Source organism: Nitrospirillum goiasense (assembly GCF_034427435.1).
GTDB lineage: Bacteria > Pseudomonadota > Alphaproteobacteria > Azospirillales > Azospirillaceae > Nitrospirillum.
In genome coordinates, this window is the sequence record NZ_JAXQNP010000002.1 from 696,890 (window position 1) to 715,749 (window position 18,860).

General features: G+C 67.2%; 21 protein-coding genes and 1 tRNA gene. 8 read left to right on the forward strand and 14 right to left on the reverse strand.

The window, feature by feature from the left end; genetic code table 11:
- Positions 1-9: 9 nt before the first annotated feature.
- Both ULB03_RS05535 and ULB03_RS05540 read right to left on the reverse strand, forming a co-directional pair.
- The gene (locus tag ULB03_RS05535) at positions 10-1,200 is read right to left on the reverse strand and encodes a class I SAM-dependent rRNA methyltransferase (RefSeq protein ID WP_322482257.1); all 1,191 of its coding nucleotides are present in this window, start codon (positions 1,198-1,200) and stop codon (positions 10-12) included.
- Positions 1,201-1,285: 85 nt separating this feature from the next.
- Complete coding sequence (locus ULB03_RS05540; RefSeq protein ID WP_322482258.1) at positions 1,286-1,753, reverse strand: hypothetical protein; 468 nt, start codon at positions 1,751-1,753, stop codon at positions 1,286-1,288.
- A 348-nt stretch (positions 1,754-2,101) separates the two neighbouring features.
- On the opposite strand from ULB03_RS05540, the gene ULB03_RS05545 reads away from it, so the two are divergent.
- Together ULB03_RS05545 and ULB03_RS05550 are read left to right on the forward strand one after the other, a co-directional pair.
- Entirely contained in the window at positions 2,102-2,764 is a 663-nt protein-coding gene (locus tag ULB03_RS05545; protein ID WP_322483784.1) for a Crp/Fnr family transcriptional regulator, read from the forward strand.
- Between the two features lie 214 nt (positions 2,765-2,978).
- Entirely contained in the window at positions 2,979-5,027 is a 2,049-nt protein-coding gene (locus tag ULB03_RS05550) for a methyl-accepting chemotaxis protein (protein WP_322482259.1), read from the forward strand.
- Positions 5,028-5,032: 5 nt separating this feature from the next.
- On the opposite strand, the gene ULB03_RS05555 is transcribed toward ULB03_RS05550, so the two are convergent.
- A complete protein-coding gene (locus ULB03_RS05555; protein WP_322482260.1) occupies positions 5,033-5,851 on the reverse strand; it encodes an alpha/beta fold hydrolase in 819 nt (272 codons plus the stop codon).
- Positions 5,852-5,989: 138 nt separating this feature from the next.
- On the opposite strand from ULB03_RS05555, the gene rlmN reads away from it, so the two are divergent.
- The 3 genes from rlmN (at position 5,990) to ULB03_RS05570 (ending at position 7,955) form a co-directional block, all read left to right on the forward strand.
- Complete coding sequence (gene rlmN, locus ULB03_RS05560) at positions 5,990-7,204, forward strand: dual-specificity RNA methyltransferase RlmN (protein WP_322482261.1); 1,215 nt, start codon at positions 5,990-5,992, stop codon at positions 7,202-7,204.
- Positions 7,205-7,451: 247 nt separating this feature from the next.
- Entirely contained in the window at positions 7,452-7,724 is a 273-nt protein-coding gene (locus ULB03_RS05565) for a hypothetical protein (RefSeq protein ID WP_322482262.1), read from the forward strand.
- A gap of 6 nt (positions 7,725-7,730) precedes the next feature.
- Positions 7,731-7,955, forward strand: a complete 225-nt coding sequence (locus ULB03_RS05570; RefSeq protein WP_322482263.1) for a hypothetical protein — start codon at positions 7,731-7,733, stop codon at positions 7,953-7,955.
- 1 nt (position 7,956) lies between these two features.
- Here ULB03_RS05570 and ULB03_RS05575 read toward each other — a convergent pair whose 3' ends face one another.
- Both ULB03_RS05575 and ULB03_RS05580 read right to left on the reverse strand, forming a co-directional pair.
- Positions 7,957-9,294: a HipA domain-containing protein gene (locus tag ULB03_RS05575; protein ID WP_322482264.1), complete on the reverse strand. Its 1,338-nt coding sequence runs from the start codon at positions 9,292-9,294 to the stop codon at positions 7,957-7,959.
- Positions 9,291-9,593, reverse strand: coding sequence for a helix-turn-helix domain-containing protein (locus ULB03_RS05580; protein ID WP_322482265.1), 303 nt, complete (start codon positions 9,591-9,593; stop codon positions 9,291-9,293). The genes ULB03_RS05575 and ULB03_RS05580 overlap by 4 nt, the downstream gene beginning before the upstream one ends.
- Positions 9,594-9,813: 220 nt before the next feature.
- Here ULB03_RS05580 and ULB03_RS05585 point away from each other — a divergent pair, with 220 nt between their 5' ends.
- Positions 9,814-11,025: an argininosuccinate synthase gene (locus tag ULB03_RS05585; RefSeq protein ID WP_322482266.1), complete on the forward strand. Its 1,212-nt coding sequence runs from the start codon at positions 9,814-9,816 to the stop codon at positions 11,023-11,025.
- Positions 11,026-11,142: 117 nt separating this feature from the next.
- Positions 11,143-11,532, forward strand: a complete 390-nt coding sequence (locus ULB03_RS05590; RefSeq protein ID WP_322482267.1) for a hypothetical protein — start codon at positions 11,143-11,145, stop codon at positions 11,530-11,532.
- An 81-nt stretch (positions 11,533-11,613) separates the two neighbouring features.
- Here ULB03_RS05590 and ULB03_RS05595 read toward each other — a convergent pair whose 3' ends face one another.
- The 4 genes from ULB03_RS05595 to ULB03_RS05610 form a co-directional block, all read right to left on the reverse strand.
- Entirely contained in the window at positions 11,614-12,843 is a 1,230-nt protein-coding gene (locus tag ULB03_RS05595; RefSeq protein ID WP_322482268.1) for a hypothetical protein, read from the reverse strand.
- Positions 12,844-12,989: 146 nt separating this feature from the next.
- Complete coding sequence (locus ULB03_RS05600) at positions 12,990-13,208, reverse strand: hypothetical protein (protein WP_322482269.1); 219 nt, start codon at positions 13,206-13,208, stop codon at positions 12,990-12,992.
- A gap of 87 nt (positions 13,209-13,295) precedes the next feature.
- Positions 13,296-13,619, reverse strand: a complete 324-nt coding sequence (locus ULB03_RS05605; protein ID WP_322482270.1) for a DUF167 domain-containing protein — start codon at positions 13,617-13,619, stop codon at positions 13,296-13,298.
- A 4-nt stretch (positions 13,620-13,623) separates the two neighbouring features.
- Positions 13,624-13,932, reverse strand: coding sequence for a YggT family protein (locus ULB03_RS05610; RefSeq protein WP_322482271.1), 309 nt, complete (start codon positions 13,930-13,932; stop codon positions 13,624-13,626).
- Between the two features lie 264 nt (positions 13,933-14,196).
- Between ULB03_RS05610 and ULB03_RS05615 the strand changes: the two genes are divergently transcribed.
- A tRNA-Ala gene (locus tag ULB03_RS05615) sits at positions 14,197-14,272 on the forward strand.
- A 180-nt stretch (positions 14,273-14,452) separates the two neighbouring features.
- Here the strand turns inward: ULB03_RS05615 and ULB03_RS05620 are convergent.
- The 5 genes from ULB03_RS05620 to ULB03_RS05640 form a co-directional block, all read right to left on the reverse strand.
- Positions 14,453-15,082 carry an acyloxyacyl hydrolase gene (locus tag ULB03_RS05620; RefSeq protein ID WP_322482272.1) on the reverse strand — a complete coding sequence of 210 codons (630 nt, stop codon included), beginning with the start codon at positions 15,080-15,082 and terminating at the stop codon, positions 14,453-14,455.
- A 101-nt stretch (positions 15,083-15,183) separates the two neighbouring features.
- Positions 15,184-15,873: an ABC transporter permease gene (locus ULB03_RS05625; protein WP_322482273.1), complete on the reverse strand. Its 690-nt coding sequence runs from the start codon at positions 15,871-15,873 to the stop codon at positions 15,184-15,186.
- Complete coding sequence (locus ULB03_RS05630; RefSeq protein ID WP_322482274.1) at positions 15,870-16,580, reverse strand: ABC transporter permease; 711 nt, start codon at positions 16,578-16,580, stop codon at positions 15,870-15,872. Before ULB03_RS05630 ends, ULB03_RS05625 begins: the two co-directional genes overlap by 4 nt.
- A 379-nt stretch (positions 16,581-16,959) precedes the next feature.
- Positions 16,960-17,847 (reverse strand): transporter substrate-binding domain-containing protein, encoded by an 888-nt coding sequence (locus tag ULB03_RS05635; RefSeq protein WP_322482275.1) that lies wholly within the window; start codon positions 17,845-17,847, stop codon positions 16,960-16,962.
- A 137-nt stretch (positions 17,848-17,984) separates the two neighbouring features.
- Positions 17,985-18,794, reverse strand: a complete 810-nt coding sequence (locus ULB03_RS05640) for an ABC transporter ATP-binding protein (protein WP_322482276.1) — start codon at positions 18,792-18,794, stop codon at positions 17,985-17,987.
- Positions 18,795-18,860: the final 66 nt, after the last annotated feature.

Here is an 18,860-nt window from a genome sequence, read left to right on the forward strand (position 1 = left end):
GTCTCTGTCTCAGTCGAGGGCGAAGACCTCGGCCTTGAGGTAGGCGCTTTCGGGCAGCAGGGGGTGCACCGGATGGTCGGGGCCAGCGCCGGAGAAGCGCAGGATGCGCCCCTGGCGGCGGGCGTCACCCAGGCCCTTGGCCACCAGTTCGGCGAAGGTGTCGGGCGGCATGTTGTGGCTGCAGCTGGCCACCAGCAGGATGCCGCCGGGGGCGGTGATCTGGGCGCCCAACTTGGCCAGCTTGCGATAGGCGCGGCTGCCGTTGGCCAAGTCCTTCTTGGACTTCACGAAGGCCGGCGGATCGCAGATCACCACCTCGAACGTCTCGCCGGCCTCGGCCAGGCGCTCCAGCTCGGCGAAGGCGTCGGCCTTGCGCAGTTCCACCTTGTCGGCGACGCCGTTGGCCGACGCCGCCTTGCCGGCCAGTTCCAGGGCGCCGGCCGAGCGGTCGACCAGCACGGTGCGCGCCGCCCCCCGGGTGGCGGCCAGCACGCCGAAGCCGCCGCAATAGCTGTAGAAATCGATGACGGAGCGGCCCTGCGCCAGGTTGGCGACGAAGGCGCGGTGGTCGCGCTGGTCATAGAACCAGCCCGTCTTCTGCCCACCCGCCGGGTCGGCGAAGAAGGTGGCGCCGTTTTCCTCGACCTTGATGGGGCCGTCGACCGTACCGACGGCCACCCGCACCTCCTCGCCCACGCCTTCCAGGCCGCGGGCGGCGCTGTCGTTGCGCAGGATGACGGACGACGCGGGGAACACCTCCGCCAGGCCTTCCAGGATCTGGGGCAACAGGCGGTCCATGCCGGCGGAATTGGCCTGCACCACCAGCACATCGCCATACCGGTCGACGATCAGCGCCGGCAGGCCGTCGGCCTCCGCATGCACCAGGCGGTAATAGGGCCGGCCGATCAGACGATCGCGCAGCGCCGCCGCCGTGCGGAAGCGCTTGGCGAAAAAGCCGGCGTCCACCGTCTCCGACAGGTCGCGGGTCAGGACGCGCGACGCGATCAGGGTGTGCGGGTTGAAGGTGGCGATGCCCAGGACGCCGCCGCCGGCGTCGGCCAGGCGCACCAGCCCGCCCTTGGGCAGGGCCTTGGCGGCCGCGTCCATCTGGATTTCGTTGGAATAGGCCCAGGGGTGGCCACCGGCCACGCGCTTGTGCCGGCCCGCCTGGAACAGCAGGGTGGGGAGCTTTTCAGTCATGGGCCGGAGCATAGCGCGCGGCGGCCGGGGGACAACGGCAAAGGGCGCAAGGGATCCCGTCGCCGAAGACGGGGCTGCCAGGTCATCAGGCAGGGACCGCCGCCTCCGCCGTCATGTGCTTGCACAGGCGCCGCCCCTCGGGCATGTGCCCCAGGGCGCGGAAGCGGGCCAGCGACGGGTGCGCCTTGACCTGGCTGTCCGGCAGGGTGATGTGGATGGCGTCGCAACCGTAGCGCAGGGCGATCCGGTCCATTTCCGCCAGCAGCGCGTCCGCCGCCCCCTCGCGGTCGAACAGGTCCAGGGCCACGAACACGTCCACCTGCAAGCCCAGCCGATGGTCCAAATCCGGCACCATCAGATAGGAGAACAGGCCGTGCATGTAGCGATGGTCCAGTTGCACCGTGACGATGCCGCCCCGGCTGCCGGGGGACAGCAGGGCCAGGGCATGGTCGCGCCACCGCTCCACCGTCAATTCCGGATAGAACGGGCGCATCAACGCGTAGGCCTGGTCAATCTGACGAGGATCCAGGGGGCGGGTTACGAATGTAGGCATGGAAGCGCAGATCCGAGCCGGAGGGATCGCCACCCGTACAACGCGCCATGACGCCTCGCCATGATCTGGATCAAAGAATAAACGACGGGTTGGAGTAAGCCAGTCACGGCGATCTCTAGCCTTTTCCTAAGTCGTTCCCCGGCTATATGCTGGCCTCGCGGCACTGATTGGGGAACGAAAGACCGGCCGCACCACCCACAATCGCGCCATGAGCGGGCGAAGGGTGGCGGCTGATAGCGGAGTGCGGCAATGACTCACATCGATTTCGCCTATGGCAGGGACGCGACCGTCCAGACGAACGCCAAGTCCGACCCGGCCGGGGAAATCCATCCCTGCAGCGCCTGCACCGTGCGTACCCTGACCGTCTGCGCCGCGCTGGAGGCGGAGGAGCTGCGCCGCCTGGCGGAGATCCTGCAGACCACCCGCTTCGACGCCGGCCACACCGTATTCGGTGAGGGGGAGCCGGCGGAAACCCTGTACAACGTCACCTCCGGCACCGTGAAGGTCTACAAGCTGCTGCCCGATGGCCGTCGCCAGATCACCGGCTTCCTGCTGCCGGGCGACTTCTTCGGCCTGTCGGTCAACGACAGCTACGCCTACACCGCCGAGACGGTGACGCCGGTGTCGCTGTGCCGCTTCCCCCGCCGCCGCATGGAGGCGCTGCTGGACGAGTTCCCCAAGATGCAGCGCCGCCTGTTCTCCATGGCGTCGAACGAGCTGGCGGCGGCGCAGGACCAGATGCTGCTGCTGGGCCGCAAGACGGCAAAGGAGAAGATCTGCTCTTTCCTGCTGCTGCTGTCGCAGCGGGCCAGCCGGCGCGGCCACAAGACGAACCCGGTGCATGTGCCGATGAGCCGGGCCGACATCGCCGACTATCTGGGTCTGACCACCGAAACCGTCAGCCGCACCTTCACCCAGTTGAAGACCAGCCGGGCCATCAGCCTGCTGGAAGGCAACAAGGTCCAAATCCAGGATATGGACGACCTGCTGGAGTTGGCCGAGGGCGCATGATCGCTATGAGGGATCGGCAGCGGCGTCAACAGGATGCCGGGGGCCATGACTTCGTCATGGGAGATTCTTTCACGGGGCGTGTAAACAGCGCAACAACCGCTCTCGGAATATTATTTATTAAATCAAATTTATAATTAACCAAACTTTCGAATTTTCCTTTGGGATCGATTGCATTAGCGTGCTTTTTTTAGAAAAGCCGAAGATACCGATCCCCATGAACCGTTTCCGAATCCTGCACCGCGTGGTGTTGGCGCTGCTGGTGCCATCGCTGGGTTTGCTCTTGGCCGCCAGCCTCATCCTGGCTGAAAAGCAGGCCACCGTCTCCCAGATGCGGACCCTGTCGCGGTTGACGCAGCTCGCCACCACGGTCGGCGATCTGGTGCATGAGATGCAGCGGGAACGGGGCGCCTCGGCCGTGTTCCTGGGCAGCAAGGGCACCCAGCTCCAGCGCGAGCTGCCGGAGCAGCGGGCGCGCACCGACCAGCGGCGCCGGGCGCTGGAGGCGGCGCTGAAAGGCAACGACGCCGCCTCGGCCGGCGGCGCGCTGGCCCAGATCCTGGCGGACGCCTCTCAGCGCCTGGCGCGGTTGGATGAGGTGCGGCGCAAGATCGACGGCCTGCAGATTCCGGCCGCCGAGTCGAGCGCCTACTTCACGGCGACGATCCTACGGCAGTTGGACGCCGATATCGAGATTTCGAAGTCGGTGACCAACCCGGACGTGGCACGGGCGCTGTCGACCTACGTCAACTTCACCCAGGCGAAGGAACGCGCGGGAGAGGAGCGGGCGAACGGCGCGCCGGCCTTCGCCGCGGGCAAGTTCGACATGGCGCAATACCGGCGCTTCCTGGGCACGGTCGCGGACGAGGCCACCTATTTCCGGCTGTTCGCCGCCAGCGCATCCCCCGAGGACCAAGCCTTCCTGGCCCGCACGGTGACCGGAGAAGCGGTCAGCGAGGTTGAGCGCATGCGCAAGGTGGCTGTGGAAACCATTCCCGGGGACGCGCTGGGCGGTATCGAAGGTTCCTATTGGTACAAGATGGCGACCGCGCGCATCGACATGATGAAGACGGTCGAGGACTACCTGTCCCACAATCTGCTGGCGCAAGGGGAGCGCGTCCAGGACGAGGCCCAGGGCGTGCTGTGGATTGCCCTGGCGGCGACGCTGGCGCTGCTCGGCGTCACCGGTGTGCTCAGCACCGTGATCGTGCGCGACATCACCCGGCCGGTGGCCGGCATGACCCAGGCCATGACCCGCCTGGCGGGCGGCGACCAGTCGGTCGAGGTGCCCGGTGTCGGCCGCAAGGACGAGATCGGCGACATGGCTGCATCGGTCGAGGTGTTCAAGCGCAGGATGATCGAGGCGGACCGCCTGCGCGCCGAGCAGGAGTCGATGAAGCGGCGGGCCGAGGAGGAGAAGCGCGCCACCATGACCAGGCTGGCCGACGAGTTCGAGGCCAGCGTGAAGGGCGTGGTGGGCACCGTGTCCTCCGCCTCGGCACAGTTGCAGTCCACGGCGCAGTCCATGTCGTCCACGGCCGCGCAGACCAGCCATCGGTCCACCGCCGTGGCGGCGGCGGCCGAACAGGCCTCGGCCAATGTGCAGACCGTCGCCTCGGCAGCGGAGGAGCTGTCCTCCTCCATCGGTGAGATCAGCCGGCATGTGGCGGAGTCGACGCGCATCGCCAGCCAGGCGGTGAGCGATGCCGGCCGGACGAACGCGCAGGTGCAGGCCCTGGCCTCCGCCGCGCAGAAGATCGATGACGTGGTGAAGCTGATCAACGGCATCGCCGGCCAGACCAACCTGCTGGCCCTGAACGCGACCATCGAGGCGGCGCGCGCCGGCGAAGCGGGCAAGGGCTTCGCCGTCGTCGCCTCCGAGGTCAAGCTGCTCGCCACCCAGACCGCCAAGGCGACCGAGGACATCTCGGCCCAGGTCCGGGCCATCCAGCAGGCCACCACCGATTCGGTGCAGGCCATCGAGGGCATCACCGGCACGATCACGCGCATCAACGAGATCGCGACCACGGTGGCCTCGGCGGTCGAGGAACAAGGCGCCGCCACCCAGGAAATCGCCCGCAGCGTTCAGCAGGCCTCCTCCGGCACGGCGGAGGTCGCCACCAACATCACCGCGGTCACGCAGGCGGCGGGGGAGACGGGGGCGGCGTCCAGCCAAGTCCTGACCGCGGCGGAGGATCTGTCGCGGCAGTCCGACACGCTGCGCGCCCAGGTCGACGCCTTCATTTCCAAGGTGCGCGCGGCCTAAACGCCTCAGACCCGGCGGGCGAAAGACGCCACGTCGGCGTCGAAGCGGCGGGGCGCCTCGATGAACGGGGCGTGCCCGACGCCCTCGTACAGATGCACCTGCACCTGGGGCAGGGTTGCCGCCAGCCAATCGGCCATGGCCGGCAGGATCACCGGATCCGCCTGGCCATGGACCACCAGGGCGGGACGGTCGAAGGCCGCCAGGTCGGCGCCGTCCCTTTGGCGGCGCATCATGGCCTGCCGCGCCACCAGGGGCACCGACAGGGTGTCGGCCGCCGCCGCGTCCGCCGCGTCCCACGCCATCTCCCCCCGGGCCAGGTCATGGGCCAACGCCCGGGCGCCGGCCGCCTGCGCCGCCGGGTCGTCGGACAACAGGGGCGGGAAATGGGCCTTGGCGGCAGGGCCCAAATAGGGGGCGGCCGCCTTGCCCAAGCGGGGGCAGGCCCCGACGAAGACCGCGCCGGCGATCCCCTCCGTCCCATAGGCCGCCACATGGTCGGCCAGCACGGCGCCACCATAGGACCAGCCCACCAGGATCACATCCGCCAAGCCCAGGGCGCGGCGCACGGCCATGACGTCGTCGCCCCAATGGGGGCCATCGGCATAGGCGGCCGGATCCTCCGGCCGGCCGGACCGGCCATGCCCCCGCAGGTCCAGCGCCAGCAGTCGGAACTCCGCCGCCAGAGGGCCGGCGAACTGGACGCGGAAGGCGCGATGGCTCTGGCCGAAGCCGTGCAGGAACAGGATGGGCCTGCCCTCGGGCACGCCACCCTCCGCCACCGTCAGCAGCGTTCCATCCCCCGCCGTCAGCTGATGCAGGATCATGGCCCGGTCCTCCCCTCCGTTATCCTTATTCGTCCCCCCGCGATAGCGGGGTCTGGCCCCGCACGCAACCCCGCCCCGCGCATTTTTCCCGAGTCCCCCCTTTGACTCGAGGGCCGATCTGGCCCATCTATCGCCGCCATGGGCGTGGAAAATCACATGAAGGAATTCGCCCCGCCGCCTCCTCGGGCGGACGGGCGGGTGAACCTGGTCGGCCTCTCGCGGGACGATCTGGAGGCTGAGGTCGCACGGGCCGGGCTGGAGCGCTTTCGCGCGCGCCAGCTGTGGCACTGGATCTATCATCGCGGCGCCACCGATTTCACGGTGATGAGCACGCTGGCCAAGCCGGTGCGCGAAAAGCTGGCCGACCTCTACGTCATCGACCGGCCCACCGCCGTGAAGGACCTGAAGAGCGAGGACGGCACGCGCAAGTGGCTGGCCCGCATGCCCGACGGCCAGGAGATCGAGACCGTCCACATTCCCGAGGAAGACCGCGGCACGCTCTGCGTCTCCTCCCAGGTGGGCTGCACCCTGACCTGCCGCTTCTGCCACACCGGCACCCAGCGCCTGGTGCGCAACCTGGACGCCACCGAGATCGTGGGCCAGGTCATGCTGGCCCGCGACCACCTGGACGAATGGCCGGCCCCGCCCGATGGGCGCATGCTGAGCAACATCGTCATGATGGGCATGGGCGAGCCGCTGTTTAACTATGCCAACGTCGCCAAGGCGCTGAAGATCGTCATGGATGGCGAGGGCATCGCCATTTCCAAGCGGCGCATCACCCTGTCCACCTCCGGCGTCGTGCCCATGATGCGCCAGTGCGGCGATGAGCTGGGCGTGAACCTGGCCGTCAGCCTGCACGCGGTGAATGACGAACTGCGCGACCGCATCGTGCCGCTGAACCGCAAGTACCCCATCAAGGAACTGATGCAGGCCTGCCGGGACTATCCGGGCCTGAGCAACGCGCGCCGCATCACCTTCGAATACGTCATGCTGAAGGGCGTGAACGACAGCCTGGCCGACGCGCGCGAGCTGGTGCGCCTGCTGCGCGGCATCCCGGCCAAGATCAACCTGATCCCCTTCAACTATTGGCCGGGCGCGCCCTTCGAGTGCTCGACCGACGAGCAGATCACCAAGTTCGCGGACTTCGTGAACAACGCCGGCTACGCCTCGCCCGTGCGCACCCCGCGCGGCCGCGACATCCTGGCCGCCTGCGGCCAGTTGAAGAGCGAGAGCACCAAGCCCACCGCCCAGGCCCGCATCGCGGCCCTGGAGGCGCACAAGGCCCTGCAGGCCGAGTACGCCGCCCAGGTGGCCGAGAAGGAAGCCGTGCTGGCCGCGACGGGGACTCTTTAATTAGGTTCCTCAAGCGCCGGCAGGGCCATCCGGCCCTTTGGCTTGTCCTCGATTTCCAGTCCACTTCGTTCCCCGGAAATCTCCGGCGGACGCGGTCGCGTCCTACAGCGGCATGAGGGATCATGCCGCTGGGGGCGCTTTTCCGTCCCGGCGCCTGAGCCACCTCATGGCGGCGATGACGCCGGCCTGTAATCCCTGCGGCGCTTTGGCTATCATCCGGCCGATAGGCCCCTGGGGGACGCGCGCTTTGGATCTCGGTACCGATCTCGTCAACAGCCTGATGATCCACCTCGGCGTCACGGCCCTGCTGCTGTGGCCGGCCTACCGTGTGGTCACGCGCGCCGGCCTTCCCCGCCGCTGGCCCCTGTGGCTGGCCCTGCCGCTGTTGGGCCCGGTCACCTTCCTGGTGCTGCTGGCCAAGACGCCCTGGCCCGTCCTGCCCGCCCGCCAACCCAAGATGCACCCGCGCGAACGCCTGAAGCGCGAGCGGGCGGCGGCCCAAGCCGCCGCGTCGGAGTAAGCGCCCATGCTGCCCCTGGCCTACGCCCCCGCCCTCGGCCTGCTGCTGCCCAACTGGGCCGCCCTGCTGATCGTCGTCACCCTGGCCACCATCGCCGTCTGCGCCGCCGGCCTGGTGCTGGCCAAGGTAGGCCGCAACCCCTATTGGGCGCTGCTGCTGTACTTCCCCGTCCTGGGCGTCCCCGCCCTGTGGTACCTGGCCTATACGCGCTGGCCCCGGCAGAAGGGGTAAATCAGCTGGGGATGGTCCAGCCACCGGCGCGCGCAAGATAGGGCGGCGCCTCGGCCGGTATGGTCCAGCCGAAGGCTGCCGCCACGCTGCGCACCACCTCGGCCACACAGCGGCGAATATTCTCATAGGGCTGGATGCCGGCGAATTCCGGCCTTTGCCGCAGCGCACCCAGCTTGGATAGCACAGTCTCCGCCTGCGCTTTCACTGCGGCCTCCAGGCCGGTGAGGGCGCCAGGGGTGGCAGCCGGCGCCAGCATGAGCCAATCAACCTTGCGAATCTCGTCTGGCCGGATGGCCCCGCCAACAGCCATGGCCATGTCTTCCGTGACCGGAAAGATCCGGGTGCACAGCATGTCATAGGCGGGGGCCAAGGACGGCGCCCGGCCCGGCACGTCGTAGAGCAGGCTGAAATTCTTGGCGTGGGCATCGGCGTTGGCGAGCAGCACGGTGGCTATCACCCGCCGCATCAATTCTGCCCGCCCCAGCAAGGGCGCCGCAGTCTGCTGCATCAGGGCGAGGCATTGGGCCAATCCAGGCCCCACCTTCCGAAGTGCCCCATCGGCGGCGGTGGAAAACTCATACTTGCGTTCCGGCGGATAGCCCAGCGCCTGGCAGAAATCCTCCTGATGGATTTCGTGGACACGGCGGCCCTCGACGCGTCGGTCATAGCGCTCCACCAAAAGGCATTCCCGCCCAGCGAATGAGCGAAGGGTCGTTTCCGCGACCTCCACCCCCAGGCTGGCCGCCAGCGCCATGGAGAAAGCCTCAGCCTTGTGCACCAGGGAGAAATCCGGCTTTCCCGCAGGGGCAACCTTGATGAGGTGAGTGGAAGGGGAGCCGTTGAGGGGACGGTGGAAGCGCCCGTCCAGAAAAGCGACGGCCGTTTTAGGCTGAGCCCCGGCCAGGGACAGACGAACCCGTCGGTCGGCGGCGAAATTCGGCGACGTTGGAATTTCATCAATGATGCGGGCGAGGTCCGCTTCCTCCAGCGGCTCATAATCCTGGGGAATCTCCGGCCGGCTACCAGGCCGCAGCAGCCGCACAGCGCCGGCACATTCGGCGCCATATTCGCGCAACAGATTAAATGTCTCATAAGTCTCCAACCGGCGACGCCCGGCAGCAGCGGCCAGGGCATCCCCTTCCGGTAGCAGTCCAGCGAAGAAGGGCCGGCACTCCGCATCGGTATAAGGCTCGGCCCGAGGCGGCAAGCTGATGGACAACCGCGATAGCGGACTGCGGTCGGCATAGGTGAAGGTCAGGCGGCCCAGGTCGTCGGCCTCCAGAACGCCAACGCCCCGCTCGCCCAGGAAAACCTCCAGCGCCTGGCCGTCCCCGGTCATCGCAATCCTCCGAAGAGATCGATGCCCAGCGCTTGCATGTAGGACATGACCTTGCCCAACTCCGCCGTGGGCTTGCCGTTTTCCACCGCCGACAGGAAGGACAGGCTGAGGCCCGTGCCGGCCGCCACCTCCCGCAAGGTCATGCCCAAAGCCTGGCGCCGGGCGCGGATCAGGGCACCCAGACGATCGGGGCCATCCAGCGGGACAGCGTCGGCCACGTCCTGCACGATGGCGCCAAACTGGGCCAGTGCCGCCTCCCGGTCCCTCTTCCTGTTCGCCGTTCGGCTAACAACAGCCATCAACCACCTCAAGTCCGAGGGATGTTCGTCGTACGACTAACATAACCCGACAGCGCTTTTGCACCAACCGATTATTCGTCGTACGACGAACATCCCCGTCCGGGCGAGACCCGCGCGGGCTGGGGATGCGGTCGCGACAGGCGCACTAATCTTGCCAGGCGGGCGGCCGGGGGATAACGTCCGGACGCATTCCACCCTGACCTTTAGCGGGCGTACAGTCATGAGCGTCAAGAAAGTTGTCCTCGCCTACTCTGGCGGTCTCGACACCTCCGTCATCCTGAAATACCTGCAGGAGACGTATCAGTGCGAGATCGTGACCTTCACGGCCGACCTGGGCCAGGGTGAAGAGCTGGAGCCCGCCCGCAAGAAGGCCGAGCTGCTGGGCGTGAAGCCCGAGAACATCTACATCGACGACCTGCGTGACGAGTTCGTGCGCGACTTCGTGTTCCCCATGTTCCGGGCCAACACGCTGTATGAGGGCGTCTACCTGCTGGGCACCTCCATCGCCCGCCCGCTGATCGCCAAGCGCCAGATCGAGATCGCCAAGGCCGTCGGCGCCGACGCCGTGGCCCACGGCGCCACCGGCAAGGGCAACGACCAGGTGCGGTTCGAGCTGGGCTACTATGCCCTGAAGCCGGACATCAAGGTCATCGCCCCCTGGCGCGAATGGACCCTGAACAGCCGCACCGCCCTGCTGGAGTTCGCCGAGAAGCACCAGATTCCGATCGCCAAGGACAAGCGCGGCGAGGCGCCGTACAGCACGGACGCCAACCTGCTGCACATTTCCTACGAGGGCAAGGCGCTGGAGAACCCGTGGGAAGAGCCCGACGAGGACATGTACACCCGCACCGTCGCCCCGGAAAAGGCGCCGGACACCCCGACCTATGTTGAGATCGAGTTCGAGGGCGGCGACCCGGTGGCCGTCGACGGGCAGAAGCTGGGCCCGGCGGCCCTGCTGACCCGCCTGAACGAGCTGGCCGGCGCCAACGGCATCGGCCGCCTGGACCTGGTGGAGAACCGCTACGTCGGCATGAAGAGCCGTGGCGTGTACGAGACCCCCGGCGGCACCCTGCTGTCGGTCGCCCACCGCGCCATCGAGAGCCTGACGCTGGATCGCGGCGCCATGCACCTGAAGGACGAGATCATGCCGCGCTATGCCGAGCTGATCTACAACGGCTTCTGGTTCAGCCCGGAACGCGAGGCCCTGCAGGCCCTGATCGACAACACCCAGAAGCGCGTCACCGGCGTCGTGCGCCTGAAGCTGTACAAGGGCTCCGCCCGCGTGGTCGGCCGCCAGAGCCCGAACTCGCTGTACCGCCTGGACTACGTCACCTTCGAGGCCGACAGCGTCTATAACCAGAAGGACGCCGAAGGCTTCATCAAGCTGAACGCCCTGCGCCTGCGCCTGGGCGCCATGGCCGGCAAGCAGTAAGCCTTAGCGTTTCAGGAAAAGCCCCGCCTGGGAGACCGGGCGGGGCTTTTTTGTTGGGCGCTTTTACCACCGCGTTGGCGTATTCTCGTTCCTGGTGCATACGGCACGGGTTGAACAATGATGACGATGGGACAGTCCCTACCATCCGCCCCATCTCTGGGGCCGGCGGCCAATGTCTTCGCCTATGGTTTTACCGTTGTTCCCCTGATCGCCACCGCCCTGGAGCAGACCCTGATCCGCCATCCTGGCCTTGGGCCCAAGGATGCCCTTCAGATCGCCAATTTGGCGTCTTGCTTCGTCTATCTTGTCCTGGCCGGTCTCGACCGGAACGTCATTCGCGCCGCGTTGGACAAGGCTGGGCGGAATTTCACGGCCCTATGGGTGTTTCTCCCCCCGGCGTATCTCTGGCGGCGGGCGACCTGTCTGGGACTCCCGCGCACCGCAGCTTGGCTCTGGAGCTTGAGCTTCGCCCTTTCCATTGCTCTGGGCGCCGCCCTATCCCCTTGACGGACACGCTTCAGCAACGCCTCCGCCCAAGCGATCAGCGATGCCGGGGAGGAGCTTGGGCGGGGCGGACAGCAGACTCCATCAAAGAACCAATCGGGCAGCGCGCGGGTCGTCACAGGGCTCGTCATTCGCCATGAGGCGGACCCCGACGATGCGATTACCCGCCAGGAAAAAGCGAATTGCCGGAAGTTCATCGACCATCAGGCACAGCGACTTTCGGCCCCGTATCGTTACGACCGTGGCCGTGTCCAGCATGCCGAAGTTGTCCAACGACGCCGTTTCTTTATCCGCATCCAGGATGGCGCGCATAGACGTCACCGCCTGGGACGCGGCGACGCTTCCGGCCGGTTGTTTCTTTGTCATCAGTTCAAGGAAGTGGTCCACCACGTCCAGTTCGGGCATGGCGCTGGTTTCCCCTTCCTCAACAACGCCATCGGGGGTGACGCGCAGGGTCCAGTCGACCTGCCGCCCCTCGCATTGACCACAGGCGGAGAAGGTCTTGAACTCCCCCTTCGTGCGTACCCGCAAACGATCACCGTCCACGCGCGTCCCCACGTTTTGATCAACCATGCGCGCGAAAAGATGCACCGCTGCCGGCTTGGCCGTTCGGCCATTCCAGTCCCAAACGCTGATCTGGGCCCCAACGGTCGCCCCCATCATTTGAGCGTGGTCAGCATCAAGATAGAAACGGCTGAGACCATCGGCACGGATCGGGAGCAGACCTATATCAGTGGGGAAAAGGGGACCGCATGCCCCTCCACCATCAGACACGGATGCCTCACCGCACCCCGGCTCTGCGCCTGATACGGACCAAGCGCCGAGTGTCTTGAAGGCGATGGGGTAGGCTTGGTCAGGCGCGTCAGCGATGCTCCAGACACGCTGATACCGCCCGTCCCTGATTCCCAAAATAAAAGCGGTGCCGACTTCATTCTGCCGAGCCGCGACAACAACCGACTGCACGTCCAGCCGTCGCGCCAGCACATTGATGGAGGGCGCGCCGAATTTGTCTGGCGGCAACAGGCCTTGCACGGCGGCGGCGACATCCGCCTCTGTCGCATCGGGATGCGTATTCAGGCAGTCGGCCGCCGCCTGCGCATACAAATCCCACTCCTGCCGCAACAGGTCAGGTGCGGCAGGGTCATTGTCCAATCCGAAGCCCTGGTTGTGCGGCGCCAATCGCTTGTCAATCTCGGCGAAGGCCGCCGCCAGGGAACCCGCCACGGATTGAACCGGCGCGGCTGTCGCCGCTTGCAAACAGAAGCCGGCCATTATTCCGGCCACAATTGACCGGCCCCACACGAATCGCTTCATCCTGAACCCCGGCACACACGGACCTATCAGGTTAATTCTTATGGCATTGATCGATGATAGCCGCTGGCAAGCAGCAAATCGCAGTCCTCCCCCCTGGGAGCCGGGTTGGGCTATTCTTCGGGAACTATCCTTGGGACCGGCCGCCGTTACTTCTTTTTGAACGCATCCCCGGCGAAGGGCGTTTCGCTCATCGGGGCCGACCGGTCGTCCTCGCCCTTGAGCGTCGCGGCGTATGTCGCCCGCCATTCCTTGTCGGTCTGGCCGGAGCGCTTGCGCGCCTTGGCCTTCTTGACGCAGTCGGCGATCATCTGGTCCATGGCGCTGAGCTTGGCCGGGGGAGGCGGCTTCTTCTTCGGGGGTGGCATGGGGCCTCGCTGGTGGGAGGCCATGATCCTACTCCAGCCACGGGGGCGGCGATAGCGTGCCGGTCCCGGCCGCCAATCATGCTCCGATCAGCCTGGGCAGGAGGCGCGCACCACCGCCAGCAGCGCCTGCGCCTCCCCCGCCACCTCCACCACCTTGTTGCGGTCGGTCTGGCCGGCGACGATGGTGAGGCTGGATTTGGGGACGCGCCAGGTCTTGGACAGCAACTTCACCACGGCCTCGTTGGCCTTGCCATCCTCGGGCACGGTGGTGACGGCCACCTTCAGCAGTTGGCGGCCCTCCGGCCCCTCCATGAGGCCCTGGATGGCGGTGCGGGAGGCGCGGGGAGTAACGCGCAGGTACACGCGCACCCCGCCGGCTATCGCCTCGGCGGCCGGTTTACCCTCGGCCACCGCCTTAGCGGAACATCAGGCTGCTGAACATGTAGTTCTGGATCAGCCGTTCCAGCGCCCAGATGATCAGCATCAGCACGATGAAGGAAATGTCGACCCCGCCCAGGTTGGGCACGACGTTGCGGATGGGGCGCAGCAGCGGTTCGGTCAGGCGGTAGGTCACGTCCATCAGGGTCGCGACGAAGCGGTTGCGGGTGTTGATCACCCCGAACATCACCAGCCAGCTCAGGATGGCGCTGACCATCAGCACCCACCAAGCCAGGTTCAGCACCACGAGCAGCAATTCCAGGATGGTGCGGATCAAAGGATCCATGGCGGTTCCGTCCCCAATGGTTTCAACGGCATGGCCGCCACCCTACGGGCGGGCCGCCCCCTTGTCCAGCACGGGGCCGCACTGGCCGCACCGCCGGAGACCCAAGCGGACCCAGGGCACGCGCCAGGGAACGGGCGCCGCGTCACCGCAGGACGGATATTCCGTCCGCCCGGCAGAATGGCCGCTTGACAGGCGGGGTCGCCCTGAGCATTATCCCGCCCACTTCAGGCGCCCGGGACTATGCCCGCCGCCGGATTTGAGTGTGGGGCCGTAGCTCAGCTGGGAGAGCGACGCGTTCGCAATGCGTAGGTCGGGAGTTCGATCCTCCTCGGCTCCACCAAATCCCCCCTTCCAAGACACTGACGACATGATGCGGCACGGACCGGTTGGCGCCGGCCTTTTCCATGCCCGCCACGGCCCATTCCGCCACCCCCGTTTCCGACGCCGTGCCGACGCGTAAAAGAAACGGCGCGGAAGTGCCCCTTCCGCGCCGCTCTTTCATTCACCCTCGCCTGACGGATCAGAGGGCGAAGCTGTAATAGGCCACCAGGTTGTTGGCGCCGGGGTTGACCGTGCGGGTGCGCGGGGTGCCCGGGATGGTGACGGTCTTGCCCAGCTCGGCATTCGAGATGTGGCTGAGCGCGATGGAGAAGCGGTCGCCGTTGCTGAGGCGGTAGCCGGTCTCGATCTGGGTGCGGAACTCCAGGGGATAGCCCATGTCCTTGCCGTCGCCATGGGCGTAATAGCCGGCGGCGGCGCTGGGGGTGATGAAGAAACGGCCCCAGGTGAAGTCGGCCTGCAGGCCGCCATAGCCGTAGAAGCTGCCCTTGAAGGTCTGCATCACGCCCACCAGCGGCTTGATGGCGAACCAGTCGTCCACCTTCACCAGCGACCAGCCGAAGCGGTATTCGGCGGTGACGAACTGGGTGCGGTCGTGCGGGGTGTCGGCGTCCACCTGGAAGAAGGCGGGCGGGTCGATCCACGACTGGTCATAGATGCCGACACCCAGGGCCAGCATGTCGGGATCGCGGTCGGCGGCCAGGGCCGGCGTCACCATGCCGGCGGCGGCGGTCAACAGGGACGTGGCCAGCAGAGAGGTGGCGGCGCGCAAACCACGGCCGCGCGGAGCCTTGCGGGAGGTCTTCGTCATGATCCTGCTTGGGAAAGATGGAGGGGTATTTCCGCCTTTATGCAGAGCAATCCGGCGCCAACTCAAGGGGAAACGGACAAAACGGTTCCCTGCGACCAAGCTCACCGCCGGGCTGGGCTGAGCCGCCGCTCCGCCACCTGCACACCCCGGGTGATGAGGAAGCTCATGCCCAGGTAGATCGCCCCCGCCAGGCAGAACGCCTCGATGGGCTGGTAGGTGCGCGAGGCGATGTCCTTGGCCACGCCCGTCAGGTCCATCAGGGTGATGGTGCTGGCGAGCGCGCTGCCCTGCAGCATCAGGATGATCTCATTGCCATAGGCGGGCAGCGCCAGGCGGAAGGCCTGGGGCAGGACGATGCGCCGGAACAGCAGGCTGCCGTTCATGCCGCAGGCCTTGGCCGCCTCGATCTGGCCATGGGGCACGGCCTCGATGCCGCCGCGCATGATCTCGGCCGTGTAGGCCCCCGTGTTAAGGGTGAAGGCGATGATGGCGCACCAATAGGGCTCCCGCAGGAGGGGCCACAGCACGCTCTGGCGCACGGCATCGAACTGGCCCAGGCCGTAATAGATCAGGAAGATCTGAACCAGCAGCGGCGTGGAGCGGAAAACGTGGATGTAGCCACGCGCCAGCCAGCGCAGGGGCGGCAGATGCGACAGCCGCATCACGGCGACCAGCGTCGCCAAAATCAGGCCCAGCAGCAACGCCAGCGCCACCAGTTGCACGGTCAGGCCGGCGCCGGCCGCGAACCGCGGCAGGGCCGCCACCAGCGTGGACAGCAGGGAGGAATTCATCGCGCGGCCCTCCGCACGCCCCGCCCGGCCCACAGCTCGGCCCGGGCGAACAGGCGGCCCGACAGGCCGGCCATGCCCAGGTACAGCAGGCCGGCGGTGGTGAAGAACAGGAAGGGCTGGCGGGTGGCGCCCTGGGCCAGATAGGCCACGCGCATCAACTCCACCAGGGCCACGACGGAAACCAGGGAGGTGTCCTTGAGCGTCAACTGCCACACATTGCCCAGGCCCGGCAGGGCATAGCGCAGCACCTGGGGCAGCATCACCCGGCGGAAGGTCAGCCAGCGGTTCATGCCCAGGGCCTTCGCCGCCTCCACCTGGCCGTGGGGGACGGCCAGGGCGCCGCCGCGCAGCACCTCGGCCGAATAGGCGCCGGACACGGTGCCCACCGCCAGTATGCCGACGGGCAGGGCCGACAGCTCCACCGGGCCGTTGAAGCCCAGCAGGCTGACTACCCAGGTGGCGGCGCTGTTGCCGCCGAAGAACAGCAGATAGATGACCAGGAGGGAGGGCACGCCGCGCACGATGGTGGTGTAGACATCGGCCGCCACCCGTCCACCCCGGTGGCTGGACAGCTTCAAGGCAGCCGCCGCCCCGCCCAGCAGCAGCCCCCACAGATAGGCCGAGACCGCCACCAGCAGGGTCATCCCCATGCCCTGCAGCAGTTGCAAGCCCCAGCCCCGGCCCCCAAAGCCCAATAGATCTATCATTACCGTGCCAATTCCTCAGACGCCGGCGGGCCATCCGGCCCTTGGCTTATCCTCGATTTCCAGTCCACTGCGTTCCCCGGAAATCTCCGGCGGCCGCAGTCGCGGCCTAGTCGCTCCGCTTGTCTCTCATGCCTCAGGCGCCGGCGGGCCATCCGGCCCTTGGCTAGTCCTCGATTTCCAGTCCACTGCGTTCCCCGGAAATCTCCGGCGGCCGCAGTCGCGGCCTAGTCGCTCCGCTCCATAACGCCCTTTGGCACCGGGTGGGCCCGCGAGGGCCCTAGGCCGCGACCACGGCGGCCGGAGCGAGCACCGCAGGGCGCAGCGAGGATAAGCCAAGGCCGCGGATGCGGCCGCCCGGCGCCTGAGGGAACACTCAAAACTACTTCGCCGACGCGTCGAAGTGGAACCACTGCTCCGCCAGCTTCTTCATCGTGCCGTCTTCCTTGGCGGCGTTCATGGCGTTGTTCAGGGCGTCCAGCAGGCGCCCGTCCCCCTTGCGCAGGGCGGCGGCGATGCCCGGCCCCAGCAGGCCGCCGGTGATGCCGGGGCCGAAGGTGGCGGCGTTCTGGCCATCCGCCCCCTCCAGGAAAGGCTGCCAGCCCGTCATGTCGGCCAGGCCGGCGTCCACACGGCCGGTCGCCAGGTCCAGCGACAGGTTCTGCAGCGTGTCGTAGCGGCGGATGGTGATGGTGTCGCCCAGGTAGGTGTCCAGGAAGCTGGCATGGATGGTGGCGACCTGCACGCCCACGGTCTTGCCCTTCAGCGCCGCCTTCAGCTTGTCCAGCGCCTGGGTCGAGGCCTCGTCCATGTTGGCCAGGTCCAGCCGTTGCAGGCCAAAGTCGATCTTGGTCAGGGGGCTGTCCTTGGGCGCCACGAAATAGGCGGGGGTCAGCACGTAGGGGACGGTGAAGTCGACGGCCTGGCGGCGTTCGTCCGTGGCCGACATGCCGGCCAGGATCACGTCATACTTTCCGGCCTGCAGGGCGGGGATGATCCCGTCCCAGGCCTGGGCGGAGATTTCGCACTTCACGCCCATGCGGCGGCACAGGTCGCGCGCCAGGTCGATGTCGAACCCCTTCAGGGTGCCGTCGGGCTCCGCCACGTTGAAGGGCGGGTAGGCCCCCTCCGTCGCCACGCGCAGGGGATTGGGCACCCCCTGGTCGGTGATGGCGGGACCGCCAGCACCAGACGGCGCGCGATGCGTCGCCAGGTAGGCGGCGCCGGCGACCACCGCCACCGCGATCAGGCCCAAGACCAGCTTCTTCATGAAACCCCCTACGAAACCAAGGATGGGACGGTCCGCGCCGACACGCGGGGTCGGAATGGCCGCCGCTCTTTGTTGTCCAGTATGCCTTGGGAGTTGGACGTGATCATTCATTGATCACGCCCAACTCCCGCCCATGTTCAAGATAGGACGGCGCCCCGGGTCAGGAACTGCCGGCAGCGATCGCTGCGGGGGTTGCCGAACACCTCATCGGGCGTCCCCTCCTCCTCCACCCGGCCCTGGTGCAGGAACAGGACGTGGGAGGAGACGTCACGGGCGAAGGCCATCTCATGGGTCACGATCAGCATGGTGGCGCCCTCGTCCGCCAGTTGGCGGATGACGCGCAGCACCTCGCCCACCAGCTCGGGATCCAGCGCCGAGGTCGGCTCATCGAACAGCATGACGCGCGGCTGCATCGCCAGCATGCGGGCGATGGCGGCGCGCTGCTGCTGCCCGCCCGACAACTGGCTGGGGTAATAGTCCTGGCGTTGGCTCAAGCCCACCTTGTCCAGCAGGACCTTGGCGCGGTCCACCGCCTCCGCCCGCGGCACGCCCAGAACATGCACCGGCGCCTCGATGACGTTTTCCAGGACCGTCATGTGGGTCCACAGGTTGAACCCCTGGAACACCATGCCCAGGCGCTGGCGGATGCGGTCCACCTGTTTGCGGTCGGCGGGAACGGCATGGCCCCGGCGGTCCCGGCCCATGCGGATCAGCTCACCATTGACCCAGACCTGGCCCTCATCCGGCGTTTCCAGCAGGTTGATGCAGCGCAGCAGGGTGCTCTTGCCCGAACCGGACGAGCCGATGAGGGAGATGACGTCACCATCCCGGGCCGTCAGGGACACGCCCTTCAGCACTTCCGTCTCACCAAACCGCTTGTGCAGATCCCGCACCTGGATGGCAGTGTTGGCTTGGTCGGCCACGGCGACAGCCGGCGATTGCGTCATAGGACCCCGAAATTCGTCCGGACCCATCCGGACCTGAAAGCGCGACCGGCCAGCGCGGCGATGGGG